Raw genomic sequence first — 18,325 nt, 5'->3', positions numbered from 1 at the left:
ATGTGGGGCATCGTTCCGGCCGCGGGCCGCGGCAGTCGTATCCAGCCGCTGGCTTTCTCCAAGGAGTTGCTGCCCGTCGGCAGCCGGTGCGACGATGGCACCGAGCGGCCCTGCGCGGTCTCCGAGTATCTGCTGGAGCGCCTGATCCTCGGCGGCGCGGACAAGATCTGCTTCGTGATCTCGCCTGGCAAGTCCGACATTCTCGAATATTTTGGCGATCACTACGGCAGCGCCCAGCTCGCCTATGTCGTCCAGCCCGACGCCTCCGGCCTGTGCGACGCCGTCTTCAGGGCCGGCACCGTCGTTGGCCATGATGAAGACGTCGTCGTCGGCCTGCCCGATACCGTCTGGTTTCCGAAAGCCGCCTTGCAGGCGCTTCCCGGCGCCGACCTCTCCTTCCTGCTCTTTCCCGTCGAGCGTCCGGAATTCTTCGACGCCGTCGTGCTCGACGGCGACAGCGTGCGGGAGATCCAGGTCAAGCAGCCGAACCCGACATCGCGATGGATCTGGGGCGCGTTCAGGATGTCCGCCCACGGCTTCCGCGAACTGCATGCACTCTGGATCGACCGGGACAAGCTGGACGAATACTTCGGCACGTTGGTCAATGCTTATCTCCAGGCCGGCGGCAGTGGCATCGGGATCAAGGCAGGCGAGTCCTATGTCGATGTCGGGACTGTCGGCGGCTATCGCACGGCAATGGCGGTCCTTGCGGAGAGCACAGGCGCCGACAGTCGATCGAGATTGCGGGCTGGCGTCGCGGATGGAACTCGACCGATCGCTGCAATGGAGAATGGAGCGACTGCATGACGAGAGCGCTACTCACGCGCGAGGAAATTCGCAGGCGCATCGACGCGCTCGGGCCGTGGTTTCACAATCTCGACCTCAACGGTGTGCCGACCGCCCCCACACACTTCCTGGGCGACTATCCCAACGTGAAATGGCGCCGCTTCGCGGCAATCATACCGGACCGGCTCGATGGCAAGAGCGTACTCGACATCGGCTGCAACGCCGGCTTCTACGCCATGGAGATGAAGCGGCGGGGCGCCGAGCGCGTGCTTGGCCTCGATACCGACGAGGAGTACCTCGCTCAGGCGCGCTTCGCCACCGAGGTAAACGGCCTCAGGATCGAATTCCGCCAGATGTCGACCTACGACGTCGGACAGCTCCGCGAGAAGTTCGATCTCGTGATCTTCATGGGCGTGCTCTATCATCTGCGTCATCCGCTGCTGGCGCTGGATCTCATCCATGAGCACGTCGCCACGGATCTCCTGCTGTTCCAGTCGATGCAGCGCGGCACCAGCCATGTCGATACGATCGACAAGAATTACGATTTCTGGACCACCGACCAGTTCGATTCCGCCGGCTATCCCAAGCTGCACTTCATCGAGCACAAATATGCCGACGATCCCACCAATTGGTGGGTGCCGAACCGAGCCTGCGTTGAGGCCATGCTGCGCAGCGCCGGCTTCGCGATCACCGCCCATCCTGAGGAGGAAGTCTACCTCTGCAGGCGAACCGATCGGCCTCAAATCGACGGTCCCGTCTATCCATCCCGGAGTACTAGCTGATGATCGAGGCCGCCAAGATCTGGAACGAGCCGAACAACAAATCACATTGGGATCTTCAGATCGATCCGGATTGGTCTATGTTCGCGGACCTCGCCATTGCGGCCGGCAAGGCGATCCGCAGTACTCGGCCCGCACTGCCCATCGTGCTTGGCGGCATCTCGCCGATCGACCCCTCCTTCATGCGCAAAATGCAGAGCCGCGACGTTCTCGACCATTTCCACGCGGTCGCCGTACACGGCTTTCCGCTCGACTGGAACCTGTGGCGGATCGGCGAGTGGCCGGCCAAGATCGAGGAGATCAAGGCGGTCACCGCGCTTCCCGTCTGGGTCACCGAGGTCGGCGTCTCCTCGTTCGGCGCCGAAGAGGTGCAGGCCTGGGGCCTGTCGCGCACCGCCGAGCTCCTGATCGGCCGCGCGCCGCGCATTCACTGGTACAGCCTTTATGACCTTCCCTCCGCATGGGAAGCCACGACGCGGCACAAGGAAGCTGAGGGCTCGTCCTATTACAGGCATTTCCACATGGGCCTGCTGCGTGAGGATGGCACGCCGAAGGCGGCCGCCAATCTGTTCGGCGCCTATGCCCCGGCCATGGGGCTGTGCCAGTGGTTTCACTTTGGGGATCATCGCCTCGACAATGCCGTGCAATGGATGCGCCGTCTCGGCGTGACCCATCTCAGGACTGGCCTGTCATGGGCTGACAGTTTCCGTCCGAATGCGCTAGATTGGTTCGATCGCCAGATGGAGACGCTGGCGGAATTTCAGGTCACCGTCACGTTCTGCTTCACGCCCGAGCATCGAGGCATCGAGCCGCATCACACCAGCCCGCCGCTCGATGTCAATGAATTCGCCGATTTCTGCGCATCGATGGTCGATCGTTACTGCTCGAAGACCGGTCTTGCCGCCTCGCCAGCATCGGCCGATCCTCCCATCAGAGAGCCAACATGCGTGCCCTGATCCTGGTCATGGACTCCGTCGGCATCGGCGGTGCGCCGGATGCCGCACGCTATGCCGACGATGGCGCCGACACCGTCGGTCACATCGCGGACGCCTGCGCGGCTGGGCGGGCCGACAGCAACGCCCGCGAGGGTCCGCTCTATCTGCCCAATCTCGTCGCGCTGGGCCTTGGCCAAGCCTGCAGCCTCGCTAACGGTCGCGTGCCGCCGGGCCTGGACGGTCAGGTCGAGCACCGGCAATTTGGCTGCGCAAGCGAAATCTCGAAGGGCAAGGATACACCGTCGGGCCATTGGGAGATCTCCGGAGTGCCGGTCCCGTTCGAATGGGGCTATTTCCCCCGAACCAAACCCTGCTTTCCCGCGGATCTGACGAACGCATTGTGCGATCAGGCCGGGCTACCCGGGATCCATGGAGATTGCCACGCGTCCGGTACAGAGATCATCGCCGAGTTCGGCGAGCGCCACATGCGAACGGGAATGCCGATCTGCTACACCTCAGCCGACAGCGTGTTCCAGATCGCAGCGCATGAGCAGACTTTCGGGCTCGAACGTCTGTACGAGATTTGCGCAATCGCAAGACGACTGATCAATCCCCTCAACATCGGCCGCGTCATTGCCCGCCCTTTCGTCGGCACAAGCGCGAGCCACTTCAAGCGGACGGCGCACCGGCGCGATTTTTCCGTGCTGCCCCCTGAAAACACCATCCTCGACCACGCCGCGAGCGCCGGCCGTGACATCGTGACCATCGGCAAGATCGACGACATCTTTGCTCATCGCGCGACAGGGCGAAACTTGCGCGGCGATGGCAACATGGCGCTCTTCGATGCCACACTGAGGGGACTGGCGAGCCTTGCGGATGGCGGATTGCTATTCGCCAACTTCATCGACTTCGACACGCTCTACGGCCACCGCCGAGACGTTACCGGCTATGCCACGGCACTGGAAGCCTTCGACGATCGCCTGCCCGAACTATTGTCCCGATTGCGCAGCGATGATCTTCTCATCATCACCGCCGATCACGGCTGCGATCCCACCTGGAGCGGCACCGATCACACCCGCGAGCAGGTGCCAATCCTGGCCTGGACGACGCAATCTTCTTCTCCCGTCGGCCGCCGCGCCGGCTTTGCCGATATCGGCGCCACCGCGGCAAGGCATCTTGACCTGCCCCAGCCGCCTCACGGGGTGCATTTCTAGACGTCGTCAGCACACCGATTCACTTGGGTTATTGATCCAGGTTATAGAAATATTCGTTTGTACAATTCCCAGGAACGAACATTCCTTGCATTGCTTCTGAGTCCATACGTGACCGGCGCGCGGGTCATCCGACCAGTCAGCAAGGTGCGCTTCACCAGACATCATCGACCGATCTGAGCGGATCGGTCTTAAGGCTGCACGGAGCGGTGAATGACGCGGGTATTGATTACGGGTGGCGCTGGTTTCATCGGCTCTCATGCGACGGACATTCTGCTGGCGGCGGGCTACGAAGTCCGTCTGCTCGACAACCTTTCGCCTCAGGTTCACGGCAGTAACTGCCAGCGTCCCTCCTATCTCGCCGAAGATGCCGAGCTCATTGTTGGTGACATCACTGACAGCGTGTCCGTGGACCACGCGCTGCGCGGCGCCGACATGGTCTTGCATCTTGCTTCCGCCGTCGGCGTCGGCCAGAGCATGTACGACATTGAGCCCTATGTGCGGACGAATGAGCTGGGCACCGCCGTACTGCTCCAAGCCTTGTCGAAGCGCCCCGTCGAGCGGCTGGTCGTCGCCTCGTCCATGAGCATCTATGGCGAAGGCCTCTATCGAAGGCCCGATCAAAGCGTCGTTGCCTGCGACGAACGATCAATCGAACAGCTCCGCCGAGGGGAATGGGGGTTGCGCGACACAGCCGGGCATCCGCTCGAGCCCGTGCCTACGCCGGAGACCAAGTTGCCTTCACTCAGCTCCGTCTATGCGCTGAACAAGTATGCACAGGAACGCATGTGCCTGATCACCGGCAAGGCTTACGGTATTCCGACCGTCGCGCTGCGCTTCTTCAATGTGTTCGGCCCCCGTCAGGCGTTGTCGAATCCCTATACCGGCGTACTCGCCATCTTCGCCGCGCGGCTCCTCAACGGGCGCCCCCCGCTCGTGTTCGAGGATGGCGAGCAATGTCGCGATTTCGTTCACGTGCATGATGTCGCCCGTGCCTGCCGCATCGCGTTGGAAGCCGAACATGCGCATGATGTCTTCAACGTCGGCTCGGGCCAAAGCAGGAGCATCCTGTCGGTAGCCGATGATCTCGCCCAGGTCATGGGGCGCAGCGACATCGCCCCCGAGATCACGCTCAAATACCGCGCCGGCGACATCAGGCACTGCTTCGCAGACATCGGCAAATCGCGCGACCTTCTCGGCTTCGAGCCGCACGTGGCGTTCAAGGACGGCCTGGAGGAACTCGCGGATTATCTCGCATACCAGGTTGCCGACGACCAGGCGGCACGGGCGACGCAGGAGCTGCTACAACGAGGGTTGGTTGCGTGATAAATGAGCAAGATAGCAGGCCCGTGCTAATCACCGGAGGCTGCGGCTTCATCGGCTGTAATCTTGCCGACCGGCTGGCGGAGCGCGGCGAGCGTGTATTGGTGCTGGACAATCTAGCTCGCGCGGGCGTGCGCGAAAACGCGCAATGGCTGAAATCCAGGCACGGCGACCTCATCACCATCGCAGTGGCCGACGTCCGCGAGCTGATCCCGGTGATCGACGCCGTACGCGATGCCCGCGCCGTGCTGCATTTGGCAGCTCAGGTCGCCGTCACGGACAGCGTGAGCGATCCCGCTGCCGATTTCGAGATCAACGCACGCGGCACCCTGAACGTGCTCGAAGCGGTTCGGCTTCACAACAGCACCGCGCCGATCGTATTCGCGTCCACCAACAAGGTCTATGGCCGCCTGATCGAGGACAGTGAGATCGCCCTCACCGGCCGTCGTTACACGCCCACTAGCGCCCTGCTGGCGGACGGCATCTCCGAGAACGCGCCGCTCGACTTCTACAGCCCCTATGGCTGCTCCAAGGGAACCGCCGATCAGTACGTCCATGACTATGCGCGAGTCTACGGGCTCCAGACCGTGGTGATGCGCATGAGCTGCATCTACGGCCCCCGCCAGTTCGGCACTGAGGATCAGGGCTGGATCGCGCACTTCCTGCTGAGCGCGATCCGCGGCAAGCCGTTGACGATCTATGGTGATGGCTATCAGGTTCGCGACGCCTTGCACGTGTCGGATGCCGCCGCGGCCTGGCTCGCGGTGCTCGATCGCATCGCGCTCGCGCGGGGACGCGTATTCAATCTCGGCGGCGGGCCCGCCAACGCGGTCAGCCTTCGCGAGCTCATCGACCATATCACGGAACTGACCGGCCGTGAAATCGCTTACAGCTTTGCCGATTGGCGTCCGGGCGATCAGCCCTGGTACGTCACCGACACCCGTGCTTTGTCGACCGCACTCGGTTGGGCACCGCGGGTTTCGCTGACGGAGGGCCTCCGCTCGCTCCACGCCTGGCTCGACAGTCGTTTTGGAGCAGCTCAAGGTAACCGCGAGGCCCTGGCATGAGGCGCGTCGCCCTGATCAATCCGAATTGGGATTTCGGCGGCAGCATCTATTTCGGGTGCCGGTCCCCCCACCTTCCGCTCGAGCTCGGCATCTGCGAGCATTATCTGAGAGCGGCCGGGCACCGGACGCTGTTGCTCGATGCGCACATGTTCGATCTGTCGTTGCGGGACATCGAGGCCGAACTGCGTGCGTTCGAGCCCGACATGATCGTCATCACGACGGCGCCGACCTATCTGTTCTGGCGTTGCGCGCCACCGGAGCTGCGCGTTCCGCAGGAGCTCGCATCGGCGGCGCGGGATCTAGCGCCAGTCCTGGCCGCAGTAGGTCCGCACGGCTCAACGACCCCACGGGCGGCGCTCAGGAAGCTCGGCGTCGACTTGGTCGTAATGGGGGAATGCGAAGGATCCTTGTTGAGGCTCGCAAACGGCGAGCGAGACTTTCCCGGTCTGTGCTTTGCCGACGGTGGCTCAATCCGCGTCAATGGCGGTCCTCAAGCTGTCGAGTTCAGGGATCAGCCGGCGCTCGCTTGGCCGGACGAGATGATCCGGCGTCATTATCACCACCATCACCGTTTCGACGCCGAGCCGGTCGGCCCCGGCGCGGAGGTCGAGGCTTCGCGGGGATGCCCCTACAACTGTACGTTCTGCGCCAAGGAGAATTTCCGCAACGCCTACCGCAAGCGCCCTCCCGCGATCATCCTTGATGAGATCGACAGCCTGCGCGGCCAAGGCGTCGAATATATCTACTTCATCGACGAGATATTCCTTCCGAATGCGGAACTGCTGGAAGGGCTGAGTACGCGCGGCCTCAAATTCGGCGTGCAGACGCGGATCGATCTCTGGAAGCCAGACATGCTCGCGCTGCTCGGCCGCGCCGGCTGCGTTTCGATCGAGGCTGGAATCGAGAGCCTCACGGTCGAGGGACGGGCGGCGCTCGCCAAGAATTGCAAGATGACCACCGATCAGCTTGCCGACCGGCTGGTCGAGGCCCGGCGCCACGTCCCCTTCGTACAGGCCAATCTGATCGAGGTGCCCGAGGACGACGATCCCGTCGTGCAGCGTTGGCGCAGCAAGATGCAGAATGCCGGCATCTGGGCCAACGACCCGGTCCCGCTTTATCCCTATCCGGGCTCGCCGGACTATCAAAAGCTGTGGGGCGAAGCCGACGATTTCGCCTGGGAGCGCGCGCACCGGCATTATCTCGGAATGTACGACCAGTTCAGCGACGTGCAGAACGATCGGCCGATGCCCCTCGATGCCCTCGAACATCCGGTGGCGCCATGAGCCGAGATGCGGACATCAAAATCCTGATGACGACCGACACCGTCGGGGGCGTATGGACCTATTCCTGCTCCCTCGCCGCGAGCCTTGCCGCCTCGGGCGCCGAAGTAACCTTGGCAACCATGGGCCCGCCCGCGCGCGCCGACCAGCGCGAGATGCTGCGCGACTCTCGAGTCCGCCTCGTCGAAACCGACCTCGCTTTGGAGTGGCAAGATCCGGAAGGACGCGACTTTCCCAAGGCCGAACGTGTCCTCGCCGGCCTCGAAGCGAGGCTCAGGCCCGACGTCGCCCACCTCAACAGTTTTCGGGAGGCAACCCTGCCGTGGCATGCGCCGACCGTTCTCGTCGCGCATTCCTGCGTCAACTCATGGGCGCTGGCCTGCCAGGATTCGGCATGGCTCGGCGAGCCCCGATGGGCGCGTTACACGGACCGGGTGGCCGCTGCGCTCAACAGTGCGCAGGCATGGGTTTGCCCGAGCCAATCCTTTCACGATGACATCGTCGAGATCTATCACCCGCGCTCTCCCGGCGCCGTGATCTGGAATGGGATTGCGGCTGGCGCCGCGCCAAGCCGAAAGCGGGAGCTGATCTTCGCGGCCGGTCGCCTGTGGGATCGTGCCAAGAATATCGAAGTCTTGGCTGAGGCTGCGCCAGGACTGGATTGGCCGGTCGAGGTCGCGGGCCCGGCGGAGATAGATCCCCTCGGCATCGCCTGGCTTGGTCCATTGCCGCACAGCGCCCTGCGCGAACATCTCCGACACGCCCCAATCTTCGTCAGCCCAGCGCTGTACGAGCCGTTCGGCCTCTCCGTTCTGGAGGCGGCCGCCGCCGGCTGCGCGCTCGTGCTGTCGGATATTCCAACGTTCCGGGAATTGTGGAGTGGAGCAGCGCTCTTCTTCGATGCCGGCGACAGTCAGGCCTTGCACCGAATCCTCGTCAAACTCTGCGCCGATGATCTCGAAAGGACGCGCCTGCAACGCGCTGCGTATGAACATTCCCTGACCTATTCCCTGGCGCGCACGACCAGCGCCTATCTGAAGCTCTACGAGGGGCTGCACGCCTCCGATCGCAGGTCAACGCAAGCCGGTCAGATCGAGGTGCGCGCATGAAATGCGTTCTGTTCTACCACGCATTCACCTCCTGCTGGAACAACGGCAACGCCCATTTCCTGCGCGGCTATGCCCGCGAGCTGCATGCACTCGGCCACGAGGTCGTGGTGTTCGAGCCGGTCGATGGCTGGAGCCGGTTGAATGCCATCCGCGAAAGCGCCAGTCAGGCCCTGCAAGACATCCGCCGGCTCTTCCCCGGCATCTCCATTCGTCGCTACGATGCTTCACTCGATTTCGATGAGGCTCTGGATGGTGCCGATCTCGTCGTCGTGCACGAATGGAATTCGCCCGACGTGATCGGGCAGATCGGATATAGGCGCGCGCACGGCGCCCCCTTCACGCTGCTGTTCCACGACACCCATCATCGGGCGGTCACCGCGCCGGACGAGCTCGCGCAGTTCGACCTCGACGCGTTCGACGGTGTGCTCGCCTTCGGCGAGGTGCTTCGTCAGATCTACATGAATCTCGGCTGGGCAGATCGTGCCTATACCTGGCACGAGGCAGCCGACACGTCCATGTATCATCCCTTGCCGCATATCGAGCGCACCGACGATCTGGTCTGGATCGGCAATTGGGGCGACGGCGAACGCAGCGCCGAACTCAACGAGTTTCTGGTCGAGCCCGTTGCTGAACTGAAGCTGAGCGCGAACGTCTACGGCGTTCGCTACTCTGATGCCGCTCTCCAGACCATCCAGGCCGCGGGCATCCGCTATGGAGGCTGGCTGCCGGCGCACTGGGCGTCGGTCGCCTTCGCGGGAGCGCGCGCGACCGTTCACGTTCCTCGCGGGCCCTATGTGCGCTCGCTTCCGGGGATCCCCACCATTCGGGTGTTCGAGGCGCTCGCCTGCGGCATTCCCCTGATCTCGGCCCCCTGGTCCGACGTGGAAGGCCTGTTTCCTGATGGCGCCTATCTCCAGGCCGCCAGTGGCGAAGAGATGAAGCGCGCGCTCCGTTCTGTGCTCGATGATCGGGAGATGTCCGCCGCCATGCTGGCCGCCGGGCTGCGGACGATCCGGGAGCGCCATACTTGCCGTCATCGCGCACAACAGCTCGTGGGCATTGTGGAGGCCATTCGCACCTCCGCCGATTCGTCCCGGCCTCTGCGATACATTGGAGCCTCCGCATGAAGATCTGCTTCTTCGGATCCAGCCTCGTCTCCTCCTACTGGAACGGTGCCGCCACCTATTATCGCGGCATGCTCAAGCAGATTGCGGCACTCGGACACGACATCACCTTCTTCGAACCCGACGCGTTCGAGCGGCAGGCCCATCGCGACATCGCCGATCCCGATTGGGCTAGGGTCGTCGTGTACCCCGCAACGTCCGATGGTTGGCGCGGCTCGCTCGATGCTGCGGCGCGATCGGCCGACATGCTGATCAAGGCCAGCGGCGTCGGCGTCTTCGATCAGGAGCTAGAGATCGCCGTCGCCGCCCTGCCCTCCCGAACCCTACGGATCTACTGGGATGTCGATGCCCCCGCCACTCTCGAAGCGATGGCGAACGATCCGAGCCATCATCTGCGCGGTGCGATCCCCTCCTACGACACGGTCCTGACCTACGGCGGCGGCGACGGCGTCGTCTCGGCTTACCGCGCCATGGGCGCGCGGGACTGCGTGCCGATCTACAACGCGCTCGATCCTGAGACGCATTTTCCATTCCCGCCAAGACCGGACTTCGCCTGCGATCTCAGCCTGCTGGCAAACCGCCTGCCTGATCGCGAACAGCGGGTCGAACACTTCTTTCTCGACGTCGCACTCGAGCTGCCGGACAAGTCGTTCCTGCTCGGCGGCTCCGGCTGGGAGACCAAGGACACGGCAAGCAATCTCCGCAAGATCGGCCATGTCGGCACCGGCGAGCACAACGCCTTCTTCGGCTCCGGACTTGCCACCCTCAACGTCAATCGCGACAGCATGGCGCGCTGCGGCTTCTCGCCGCCGACGCGGGTGTTCGAGGCGATCGGGGCCGGCGCCTGCCTGATCACCGATCAATGGCCGGGTATCGACCATTTTCTCGAGCCGGATCGCGAGGTGCTGGTGGCTGCGAGCGGAGCTGAGGTGGCGGGCCATCTCGGCGCGCTCAGCGCCGATCGCGCCGCCGCGATCGCCAACCGTGCCCGCGCACGCGTCCTGAGCAAACACACCTATCGGCATCGCGCCCGCCAGTTCAACCAACTCTTTTTCGGAAGCAGCTCGCGCATCGAGGCAGCAGAATGAACCTCAGTATCGTCGTCGTCGGTCTTTCGGTCACCTCGTCGTGGGGCAATGGTCACGCCACGACCTATCGCGCCCTGATCGAGGCCCTGGCGCGACGAGGTCACCATGTCACCTTCCTCGAGCGCGACGTCCACTGGTATCGTGAGCATCGCGATCTGACCAAGCCGTCGTCGTGGACGGTCGAGCTTTACCAGTCGCTGAAGGACGTGCCTCGCCGCTTCGGCAAGCTGATCCGGGGCGCCGACCTCGTCATCATCGGTTCTTATGTGCCCGACGGCATTGCCATTTCCGAGTGGATCACGAGTCAGGCGCGGGGAATCACCGCGTTCTATGACATCGACACGCCCGTAACGCTCGCGAGGCTCGACGAAGGCCTGAACTACCTGTCAGCCGCAATGATCCCACGCTTCGACCTCTATCTGTCATTCGCCGGCGGGCCCGTGCCCAACATGATCGAGGAGCGGTATGGCAGCCCGATGGCCCGAGTTCTCTATTGCAGCGCCGACACGGAGGCTTACGCTCCGCTGCAGGCGGAGGTTAGATGGGCCCTCGGCTATCTCGGCACCTATAGTGAGGACCGGCAGCCCGTCCTCGAACAGCTGCTCCTGTCCCCGGCGCGCACGCTGCCGTCAGAGCAGTTCGCGGTCGCAGGGGCGCAATATCCCGCTGATATCGTCTGGCCCGACAATGTCGTGCGGATCGAGCACCTCGCGCCAAAACAGCACCCGGAGTTTTATGCGGAACAGCGCTTCACCCTCAACGCGACCCGCGCCGACATGCGTGCGTTGGGCTTCTCGCCGAGCGTTCGCCTGTTCGAAGCCGCTGCCTGCGGCACGCCCGTGATCTCTGACCAATGGCCGGGAATCGAAACCATCTTCGCACCGTCGCGGGAAATCCTGCTGGCCTCAAGCCCGCGCGACGTCATCGAGATCCTGCGCGACATGCCCGAGGAGCGTCGGCGCACTATTGCGGAATGCGCACGCCGACGCGTTCTGACCGGTCACACCGCCGATCACCGGGCCTGCCAGCTGGAGGGTTACTACGCCGAAGCAGCCGCGCACCGCCGCCGCAAATCCCCGCGGCCTGCCGCCAGCCGTCCCATTCAAGTCGCCGAAGAGAGCCTGCAATGAAACTCCAGACCCGCATCCCTACGCTCCGCCGCTCGCCGACCGTGCTCATTGCTGGCGGTGCCGGCTTCATCGGCTCTCATCTCTGCGATTCGCTTTTGCAACATGGCTACGCCGTGATCTGCCTCGACAATCTCTTCACGGGGAGCATCGACAACATCAGGCCACTGCTGAACCATCCGAACTTCCGGTTCATCGAGCATGACGTGCAGGAGGAGATCGAGATCGACGGGGAAATTGACCGCATTTACAGCCTCGCCTGCCCAGCTTCGCCCCGGCATTATCAGAAGGATCCGGTCGGCACGATGAAGACATGCGTGCTCGGTACCATCAACCTGCTCGAGCTCGCGCACCGGAAGGGTGCCCGCGTCCTGCAAGCTTCCACGAGCGAAGTCTACGGTGATCCGGAGGTGCACCCACAGCCGGAATCCTATCTAGGTAACGTCAACCCAATCGGGCCACGAGCCTGCTACGACGAGGGCAAGCGCGCCGCCGAAACACTGATGTTCGACTACAACCGCACGCGGGGGACCGAGATCAAGGTGGCGCGCATCTTCAACACCTACGGCCCACGCATGCTGGAGAACGATGGCCGTGTCGTCTCCAACTTCATCGTGCAGGCCCTGCGCGGGGAGCCGATTACGATCTATGGCGGCGGTACGCAGACCAGAAGCTTCTGCTTCGTCGATGATCTCGTGCGAGGCCTCCAGTTGCTGATGGAAAGCTCCTCATCGGTGACCGGTCCCTGCAACCTCGGCAATCCGCACGAGGTGACGATCGAAGCTATAGCCCGAGAGGTTCTGACGTATACGGACTCGGCCTCGCCGCTCCGCTTCGAGCCGCTGCCAAAAGACGATCCAAAGCGCCGCAAGCCCGCCATTGACACCGCTATGCGGCTGTTGGGATGGCGCCCGCGGGTGGCACTGAAGGATGGTCTTCAAGCCACGATCGCCTATTTCGCGATGCGCATCGCGGGCGAGCCACCGACGCTCGTGCCAGCTCTCGCGCAGCGAAAGAGAGGTCCGGCGCGCAGCCTGCTCAGTCCCGAATAGCCAGCTGAGAGCCAGAAGCGCTCATTCCGGCTCTGGCGTCTCGCGGCAGGAGCGCCGTTGCGCCTGCTTAGTCCTTGCTCTCTTCGATCTTGTCGAGAACGCGCTCCGGCGCGATATCTGAGGCGGCTTCCTGAAGCTCTTCGTTCTGCCGGGAATCTATCTCCATTTTGCGGGCCATTTCATTCAGGAGCGCGACCACCTTCGTGATCTCATGTTCGGTGAGGAGACTGATCTGCAGATCCAACTCCGCCCTTCTATCCGCTTCGGCCGCCATACGATTTTGAGAGATCAGAACAAAGGTCGAAAGAAAGATTGCCTCTACAGAGGCAATCATAGCGAGCACTACAAAGCTCTGGTCCCATGGCACAATTCCTGGAAGCCATCCGAGGTTTGCGGCTATCCAAAATCCAAAAGCGAATAAGTGCAGGTAAACAAACTGCATGCTGCCGGTAAACGAAGTTATCGCATCGGCGACCTTTTGCTGAATAGACGCGTCGGATTGCTCGCGCTTCCTTCGCTCGACTAGAGCGTGGATATTCCGCTCGAGAGCCGGCGTCAGCCCGGGTGCAGCTTGTGGACGGGGCGCTAAGTGTTTCTTCATGACGTGGAAACCGGCGCACCCGCCCGCGGTTCCTATAGCTTGGCTACCCCGACGCCGCGCAATTGACGACCGCCTGGCCGACGCCCGGCGTGCAAGACCTCGGCGAGGTGGAGCAACAAGATAGAGCCGCGACCTCAGGGCTGGCTGGGCGCGGGAGGGATCGAGCCTCCGAATGGCGGAATCAACACCTGCTTGATTAATGAAAGCGGGTTTGGAAAAGGGGCTCAAAATGCCTTCTAATAAGTTCAATAGTTTAACGGCCGTTTTCAAATGACAACAGTGCTCAACGTGGTTCGCTATCGCCTCTTCGTTATCGAGCTTTTCCTACGACAAGATCAAGACCGACATCGAAACTGCTAACCTGGATTCCTCACGCGCATACATAAGACGTTGGTCGAAATTCAAGGTCAATTGCTGGGCATACCAATTGCTACTCTTCGTCGTATCCCAGCTAAAGTCGGTGACCACCTGAGGCGTCGAAGCGTGGACGAACTTTGCGATTCTCGTCGGTGCTTAGATTCGTGGTTTTTCTGTTCGTTTCGATCGTCGATCAGTTCTTTACTCTAAGCGCAATGGCCAGCGAAGTCGTGCGGGAGCGGGGCAGACTCGAAAGCGGCTTCGGGGCCATTGGGCAGCCTCAGCACCATTTCATGAATGCCGGCGACCTTCGCCCCCTCGATGCGCCGCGGCATGTCATCGAGGGAATGTTGCATCGGCATTTGCTCTCGACCAGCCTGTCGACATTCCCAGCCAATTGCGACGGCGCGCCGTTCGACCGCTCGCACATCTACGCCAGCGGCAATCTCCGGGCCGACATGTATTCTTCGCGTTCTGCGGCGGGTTCGAGCCCTGGGCCAAGAGCCGGTGCTCGGGCCGCCAGGGCCTGACAGCAGCGCTCAGGTGGAGCAGATGAACGAGCCGCCCGTGACGAATGCCTTGAGCTGAAATGAATAGCGGATCGCTGATCTGCTTTCAACTTGAACACTGGCAGAAGGCCTCCGGGGTCGGACCGGAGGCCTTCTGGCTCGCTGGGGTACATCCGCCCGAGTGCGGTTGCCGGAGCTGCCGTTCTATGTCCACGGTTTGCTCTGCGTTGCGGACCTTCTTGAGAAGCTCGTTCTTCTCAGCGTCGATCGGCTCGGCGTGAGCTCGCTTCCTCATGTGCTTCTCGGATTGAGCCAAGCGGTCTTGGAGAGAGTTTGTTTGCTTGATCCGCCTGCGCTTCAATCCCATCGCGTTTCTCTTCTTAATTTGATGAGGATATGCAATTGGGCACGAGGCGCCCACAACAAAGGTTAATCTCGGACGATCGTTGAATGGGCAGAGGCACGCGGCGAGGAATGTCGGCCCATCTTGGGTTTGCCCAGTTGCTTACCCGGTTTGCTCTGGCGCCCCTCGCCCGGTTTTGGATGCTCGTTGCGTACTTCGGCTCTTGCCCGAAGATCCGCGTTCATAACAAAAGTTAACGGCGCCACAGGGTCAACAGATCTAAGCAGAGCAACCATTCTGATCAATCGCTGTTTTACCAGGCACAGACACACGAATTGACGCAGGCGAGACATTTGCACGAGCCGCATCCCACAATCGATCGCACGACCCCGCCGCCTGTAGTCGATGGGCGCTTCGCTTGGGAACGAACGTCGGGGAGCGCAAGGCAGCGATTCATCAATTCGGCAGCGCCGCGGGTGCGGTGGCCTACGGCCTCCAGCAGTGGCAGCACAGCGCCTCGCGGGGGCAGTGGCAAGCGCGCATCGGCGCGCCGCAGGTGGGCATTCTCTCCGAGACGATGGTCGCACGCGGCGAGCAGCTCTCGTCGGTTGCGATGATTGCGTGAACGCCATCGGCCTGGTCGCCGGTGCCGTGCCGCGGATCCTTCCGGCGGCGCGCCAAGCCGACATCGACGCCTATCTCGATGGCCTTGACGGTCTTTTCATCAGCGGCGGGCAGACCAATGTTCATCCCTCGCATTACAGCCAAATGGTCGACGACTCTCGCGACGGCCGGTTCGATGAATTCCGCGACGAGTCGCGCTCCATCTGATCCCGCGCGCGCTGGCGCGCGGAATCCCCGCGCTCTTTGTCTGCCGCGGATCCAGGAGCTGAACGTCGCTTTTGGCGGCACGCTGGCGAAGGACCCGGATGGCCTGCCCGAAGACCAGCGCCACGGCACGCCCGACGCGGACAATGAAGATGCGCGCTACCGGCTCCGGCAAAAGGTGACGTTGCGCAAAGGAGGTGTCCTGCAACAGATCTGCGGCGCAGACGCGTCACAGTGAATTCGCTGCACAGCTTCCTAATCAAAGATCTCGCACCGGGGCTCATCGCGGAGGCCGTGGCGGAGGATGGCTCGATAGAGGCCGTCATCGTCGCGGGCGCCGGCGCTTTTGCGCTCGGCACGCTGTTTCACCCGAAGTATTGGGCAACACAGATCATGCATCGGCGCATCCTCTCCACCTTCGGAGATGCGGTTCGCTTGCATGCAAAGGCGAAAAGGACAGCTTAGGGCCATGCACCGCTACCGCTTCGGTATCGAGGAGGAATACTTCCTGGTCAACCGCCAATCCGCAGCGCCGCAAGGTCATCAGCGATCTCGGGATGGTCGGCCTCGGCAACCCCATCAGCGGGCTACATGTTCACGTCGAGGTGCCCGAGCCCGACCTGCGGGTCGAGATCATGCACCGACTGGTACCGTTCCTCCCGCTACTGCTCGCGCTGTCGACCTCGTCGCCGTTCTGGTGCGGCTATCCCACTGGATTGCTGGGCTATCGCAACGCCGCGAATGATGCCCTGCCCCGCACCGGCTTTCCCGAGATGTTTCGCAACCTCGCCGAATACGAGACTTATGTGAAGACATTGGTCGACGCGGGCATCGTCCCCAACGCCAGCTATGTCTGGTGGGCCTTGCGGCCCTCCCTCCAGCACCCCACCCTCGAGCTGCGTATAACCGACTGCTGCACAGCGATTGCGGACTCGGTCGCGATCGCGGCGGTCGTGCGCTGGTGAGGCACGTCGTGCATCATCCCGATCTGAATGCGAACCATTCGGCAGTGCATCGCGCGCTGATCGAAGAAAACCGCTGGCGCGCCTAGCGCTACGGAACCGATGGCACCTACATCGATTTGGTGTCGTTGGAGCCAGAAGCTGGCTGAAACGCGGTGATAGCCCTGCTAGCGCCCGACATCGAACATCTCGGGGTCGAAGAGGACATCCAGCATCTCAAGACCATCCCGAAGCGCGGTACCTCGGCGCATCTTCAGCTCGAATATTTCCGCGGCTTGAGGAAGTTCGGCCGCTCGCCGCGGGAAGCGATCGGCGACGTGACGAAACGGCTAAGGACTTCGACGGAGACCGGCAATTTCGCCGCGAGGAATGACGAGCCTAAGAAAGCCAGGGATCAACAGCCCTTTCGCAACACTGGCGGCCTTTGGATCGAAACTGCCTCCGGGTGATATCGCGTTCAAGTGAAGGTCAAAGCGAGATCTATTCGACCAGGCACTGGCTCAAGACGTTGCGTCCAATGCAAACACGACCTCTTAACGATCCACCTCGCCAAACACGATGTCCAATGAGCCTAGAATCGCTGAGACATCGGCAGCAAGTGCCCCTTGCAGAGAAAGTCCATCGCCTGGAGGTGGGCAAACCCCGGCGACCTGATCTTGCATTTGTAGGCCTTGTTGGTGCCATCCGAGACCAGGAACACTCCAAACTCGCCTTTGGGCGCTTCGACGGCTACGTGAATCTCGCCGGCAGGAACGTGAAATCCTTCCGTGTACAGCTTGAAATGATGAATGAGCGCTTCCATGGAGCGCTTCATCTCGCCGCGCCGAGGCGGCGCGACGTTGTTGTCTTGTACGAGAACCGGGCCTCTTCCGTACGGAGACCTCAGCTTCTCGATGCACTGCTTCATGATGCGGACTGACTGCCGCATCTCCTCCATAATGAGATACCGATCGTAGCAGTCTCCGTTCTTACCAACCGGGATATCGAAGTCCATTTCCGCATAACAGTCATAGGGCTGCGCTTCCGCAGGTCCCAGGCCGCACCGGACCCGCGCACCATCACGCCCGAGAAGCCCCGGGCCCAGGCTTGCTCGAGGGTGACCCTGCCGATATCCACGTTACGGCCCCTGAAGATCCGGTTCAGCGAAAGCAGCCGATCCAGATCATCCACCACACGCAGGAACGGATCGCACGAGGCCTCGATGTCGTCGATCAGCTTCGGGGGGAGATCCTGGTGCACGCCGCCTGGCCGGTAGTAGTTCGCATGCATCCGGCTGCCCGACGCGCGCTCGTAGAAAACCATCAGCTTTTCGCGTTCCTCGAAGCCCCACAGCGGCGGCGTCAGGGCACCGACATCCATGGCTTGGGTGGTGACGTTCAGGAGGTGGGACAGGATCCGGCTGATCTCGTGATAGAGCACCCGGATGAGCTGCCCTCGCCGCGGCACTTCGAGCCCGATCAATCTCTCGATCGCAAGACAGAAGGCGTGTTCCTGAGTCAGTGGAGCAACATAGTCGAGCCTGTCGAAATACGGGATCGCCTGGAGATACGTCTTGGCTTCGATCAGCTTCTCGGTGCCCCGATGCAACAGGCCGATATGCGGATCGACCCGCGTGACCACCTCGCCATCAAGTTCGTGCACGAGCCGGAGCACGCCGTGAGCGGCGGGATGCTGTGGGCCAAAATTGATGGTGAAGTTTCTGAGGCTCGGAGACTGTTCGGCCACACGCTTTCTGTCCACGACATTGCAAGACCTCACGGAAACGGATAGCCCTTCCACAGCCATTCCAGCGCCGAAGGCAGCGTCTGCGCCACTGTCGGGCGGTCGACATGCTTGGCGTTGCG

18 protein-coding genes and 2 pseudogenes are annotated in these 18,325 nt (G+C 62.3%); 18 read left to right on the top strand and 2 right to left on the bottom strand.

Translation table 11 applies throughout. The features are described 5' to 3' along the window. The 12 genes from GGD65_RS34715 (at nucleotide 1) to GGD65_RS34660 (ending at nucleotide 12,881) form a co-directional block, all read left to right on the top strand. Nucleotides 1-807 (top strand): sugar phosphate nucleotidyltransferase, encoded by an 807-nt coding sequence (locus tag GGD65_RS34715; RefSeq protein WP_018322030.1) that lies wholly within the window; start codon nucleotides 1-3, stop codon nucleotides 805-807. Then, nucleotides 804-1,568 (top strand): TIGR04290 family methyltransferase, encoded by a 765-nt coding sequence (locus GGD65_RS34710; protein WP_183238160.1) that lies wholly within the window; start codon nucleotides 804-806, stop codon nucleotides 1,566-1,568. Before GGD65_RS34715 ends, GGD65_RS34710 begins: the two co-directional genes overlap by 4 nt. Then, nucleotides 1,568-2,521, top strand: a complete 954-nt coding sequence (locus tag GGD65_RS34705) for a beta-xylosidase (protein ID WP_183238159.1) — start codon at nucleotides 1,568-1,570, stop codon at nucleotides 2,519-2,521. The genes GGD65_RS34710 and GGD65_RS34705 overlap by 1 nt, the downstream gene beginning before the upstream one ends. Then, nucleotides 2,509-3,714 (top strand): phosphopentomutase, encoded by a 1,206-nt coding sequence (locus GGD65_RS34700; RefSeq protein ID WP_183238158.1) that lies wholly within the window; start codon nucleotides 2,509-2,511, stop codon nucleotides 3,712-3,714. Before GGD65_RS34705 ends, GGD65_RS34700 begins: the two co-directional genes overlap by 13 nt. Nucleotides 3,715-3,924: 210 nt before the next feature. Continuing rightward, nucleotides 3,925-5,037: an NAD-dependent epimerase/dehydratase family protein gene (locus GGD65_RS34695; RefSeq protein ID WP_183238157.1), complete on the top strand. Its 1,113-nt coding sequence runs from the start codon at nucleotides 3,925-3,927 to the stop codon at nucleotides 5,035-5,037. Beyond that, entirely contained in the window at nucleotides 5,037-6,101 is a 1,065-nt protein-coding gene (locus GGD65_RS34690; protein WP_026202667.1) for an NAD-dependent epimerase/dehydratase family protein, read from the top strand. Before GGD65_RS34695 ends, GGD65_RS34690 begins: the two co-directional genes overlap by 1 nt. Beyond that, nucleotides 6,098-7,384, top strand: coding sequence for a TIGR04295 family B12-binding domain-containing radical SAM protein (locus GGD65_RS34685; protein WP_018322036.1), 1,287 nt, complete (start codon nucleotides 6,098-6,100; stop codon nucleotides 7,382-7,384). Before GGD65_RS34690 ends, GGD65_RS34685 begins: the two co-directional genes overlap by 4 nt. Continuing rightward, the gene (locus tag GGD65_RS34680) at nucleotides 7,381-8,490 is read left to right on the top strand and encodes a glycosyltransferase family 4 protein (RefSeq protein WP_183238156.1); all 1,110 of its coding nucleotides are present in this window, start codon (nucleotides 7,381-7,383) and stop codon (nucleotides 8,488-8,490) included. The genes GGD65_RS34685 and GGD65_RS34680 overlap by 4 nt, the downstream gene beginning before the upstream one ends. Beyond that, on the top strand, nucleotides 8,487-9,617 hold the full coding sequence (locus tag GGD65_RS34675; protein WP_183238155.1) for a glycosyltransferase: 1,131 nt from the start codon (nucleotides 8,487-8,489) through the stop codon (nucleotides 9,615-9,617). Before GGD65_RS34680 ends, GGD65_RS34675 begins: the two co-directional genes overlap by 4 nt. Then, the gene (locus GGD65_RS34670) at nucleotides 9,614-10,702 is read left to right on the top strand and encodes a glycosyltransferase (protein WP_018322039.1); all 1,089 of its coding nucleotides are present in this window, start codon (nucleotides 9,614-9,616) and stop codon (nucleotides 10,700-10,702) included. The genes GGD65_RS34675 and GGD65_RS34670 overlap by 4 nt, the downstream gene beginning before the upstream one ends. Next, nucleotides 10,699-11,832 (top strand): glycosyltransferase, encoded by a 1,134-nt coding sequence (locus GGD65_RS34665; RefSeq protein ID WP_018322040.1) that lies wholly within the window; start codon nucleotides 10,699-10,701, stop codon nucleotides 11,830-11,832. Before GGD65_RS34670 ends, GGD65_RS34665 begins: the two co-directional genes overlap by 4 nt. Next, on the top strand, nucleotides 11,829-12,881 hold the full coding sequence (locus tag GGD65_RS34660; RefSeq protein ID WP_018322041.1) for a UDP-glucuronic acid decarboxylase family protein: 1,053 nt from the start codon (nucleotides 11,829-11,831) through the stop codon (nucleotides 12,879-12,881). Before GGD65_RS34665 ends, GGD65_RS34660 begins: the two co-directional genes overlap by 4 nt. Before the next feature lie 67 nt (nucleotides 12,882-12,948). Here GGD65_RS34660 and GGD65_RS34655 read toward each other — a convergent pair whose 3' ends face one another. Continuing rightward, nucleotides 12,949-13,482 (bottom strand): DUF1003 domain-containing protein, encoded by a 534-nt coding sequence (locus tag GGD65_RS34655; RefSeq protein WP_018322042.1) that lies wholly within the window; start codon nucleotides 13,480-13,482, stop codon nucleotides 12,949-12,951. 521 nt (nucleotides 13,483-14,003) lie between these two features. Between GGD65_RS34655 and GGD65_RS34650 the strand changes: the two genes are divergently transcribed. The 6 genes and pseudogenes from GGD65_RS34650 (at nucleotide 14,004) to GGD65_RS34620 (ending at nucleotide 16,930) form a co-directional block, all read left to right on the top strand. Then, complete coding sequence (locus GGD65_RS34650; RefSeq protein WP_312014221.1) at nucleotides 14,004-14,369, top strand: hypothetical protein; 366 nt, start codon at nucleotides 14,004-14,006, stop codon at nucleotides 14,367-14,369. Nucleotides 14,370-15,109: 740 nt separating this feature from the next. Continuing rightward, complete coding sequence (locus GGD65_RS34645) at nucleotides 15,110-15,316, top strand: hypothetical protein (protein WP_183238154.1); 207 nt, start codon at nucleotides 15,110-15,112, stop codon at nucleotides 15,314-15,316. Further along, entirely contained in the window at nucleotides 15,313-15,522 is a 210-nt protein-coding gene (locus GGD65_RS40890) for a gamma-glutamyl-gamma-aminobutyrate hydrolase family protein (RefSeq protein WP_183238153.1), read from the top strand. The genes GGD65_RS34645 and GGD65_RS40890 overlap by 4 nt, the downstream gene beginning before the upstream one ends. Continuing rightward, nucleotides 15,434-15,984 (top strand): annotated as a pseudogene (locus GGD65_RS41260) (gamma-glutamyl-gamma-aminobutyrate hydrolase family protein). Before GGD65_RS40890 ends, GGD65_RS41260 begins: the two are co-directional and overlap by 89 nt. Continuing rightward, nucleotides 15,897-16,484: a glutamate-cysteine ligase family protein gene (locus tag GGD65_RS34625; protein ID WP_183238150.1), complete on the top strand. Its 588-nt coding sequence runs from the start codon at nucleotides 15,897-15,899 to the stop codon at nucleotides 16,482-16,484. Before GGD65_RS41260 ends, GGD65_RS34625 begins: the two are co-directional and overlap by 88 nt. Nucleotides 16,485-16,636: 152 nt before the next feature. Next, on the top strand, nucleotides 16,637-16,930 hold the full coding sequence (locus tag GGD65_RS34620; protein ID WP_183238149.1) for a hypothetical protein: 294 nt from the start codon (nucleotides 16,637-16,639) through the stop codon (nucleotides 16,928-16,930). A gap of 84 nt (nucleotides 16,931-17,014) precedes the next feature. Here GGD65_RS34620 and GGD65_RS34615 read toward each other — a convergent pair. Continuing rightward, a pseudogene (locus tag GGD65_RS34615) lies at nucleotides 17,015-18,206 on the bottom strand (NADH-quinone oxidoreductase subunit D). Between the last annotated feature and the right edge of the window lie 119 nt (nucleotides 18,207-18,325).

Origin of the sequence: Bradyrhizobium sp. CIR18, from assembly GCF_014198295.1 — a bacterium.
In the GTDB taxonomy this organism is placed as follows: Bacteria; Pseudomonadota; Alphaproteobacteria; order Rhizobiales; family Xanthobacteraceae; genus Bradyrhizobium.
Note: the sequence above shows the minus strand (reverse complement) of the source record. Positions and strands in the feature narration are given on the sequence as shown.

Coding starts and splice junctions, on each gene's coding strand:
- GGD65_RS34665 (WP_018322040.1), top strand. CDS start 10,699: ATGAACCTCAGTATCGTCGTCGTCGGTCTTTCGGTCACCTCGTCGTGG.
- GGD65_RS34685 (WP_018322036.1), top strand. CDS start 6,098: ATGAGGCGCGTCGCCCTGATCAATCCGAATTGGGATTTCGGCGGCAGC.
- GGD65_RS34680 (WP_183238156.1), top strand. CDS start 7,381: ATGAGCCGAGATGCGGACATCAAAATCCTGATGACGACCGACACCGTC.
- GGD65_RS34715 (WP_018322030.1), top strand. CDS start 1: ATGTGGGGCATCGTTCCGGCCGCGGGCCGCGGCAGTCGTATCCAGCCG.
- GGD65_RS34675 (WP_183238155.1), top strand. CDS start 8,487: ATGAAATGCGTTCTGTTCTACCACGCATTCACCTCCTGCTGGAACAAC.
- GGD65_RS34660 (WP_018322041.1), top strand. CDS start 11,829: ATGAAACTCCAGACCCGCATCCCTACGCTCCGCCGCTCGCCGACCGTG.
- GGD65_RS34710 (WP_183238160.1), top strand. CDS start 804: ATGACGAGAGCGCTACTCACGCGCGAGGAAATTCGCAGGCGCATCGAC.
- GGD65_RS34655 (WP_018322042.1), bottom strand. CDS start 13,482: ATGAAGAAACACTTAGCGCCCCGTCCACAAGCTGCACCCGGGCTGACG.
- GGD65_RS34700 (WP_183238158.1), top strand. CDS start 2,509: ATGCGTGCCCTGATCCTGGTCATGGACTCCGTCGGCATCGGCGGTGCG.
- GGD65_RS34705 (WP_183238159.1), top strand. CDS start 1,568: ATGATCGAGGCCGCCAAGATCTGGAACGAGCCGAACAACAAATCACAT.
- GGD65_RS34695 (WP_183238157.1), top strand. CDS start 3,925: ATGACGCGGGTATTGATTACGGGTGGCGCTGGTTTCATCGGCTCTCAT.
- GGD65_RS34670 (WP_018322039.1), top strand. CDS start 9,614: ATGAAGATCTGCTTCTTCGGATCCAGCCTCGTCTCCTCCTACTGGAAC.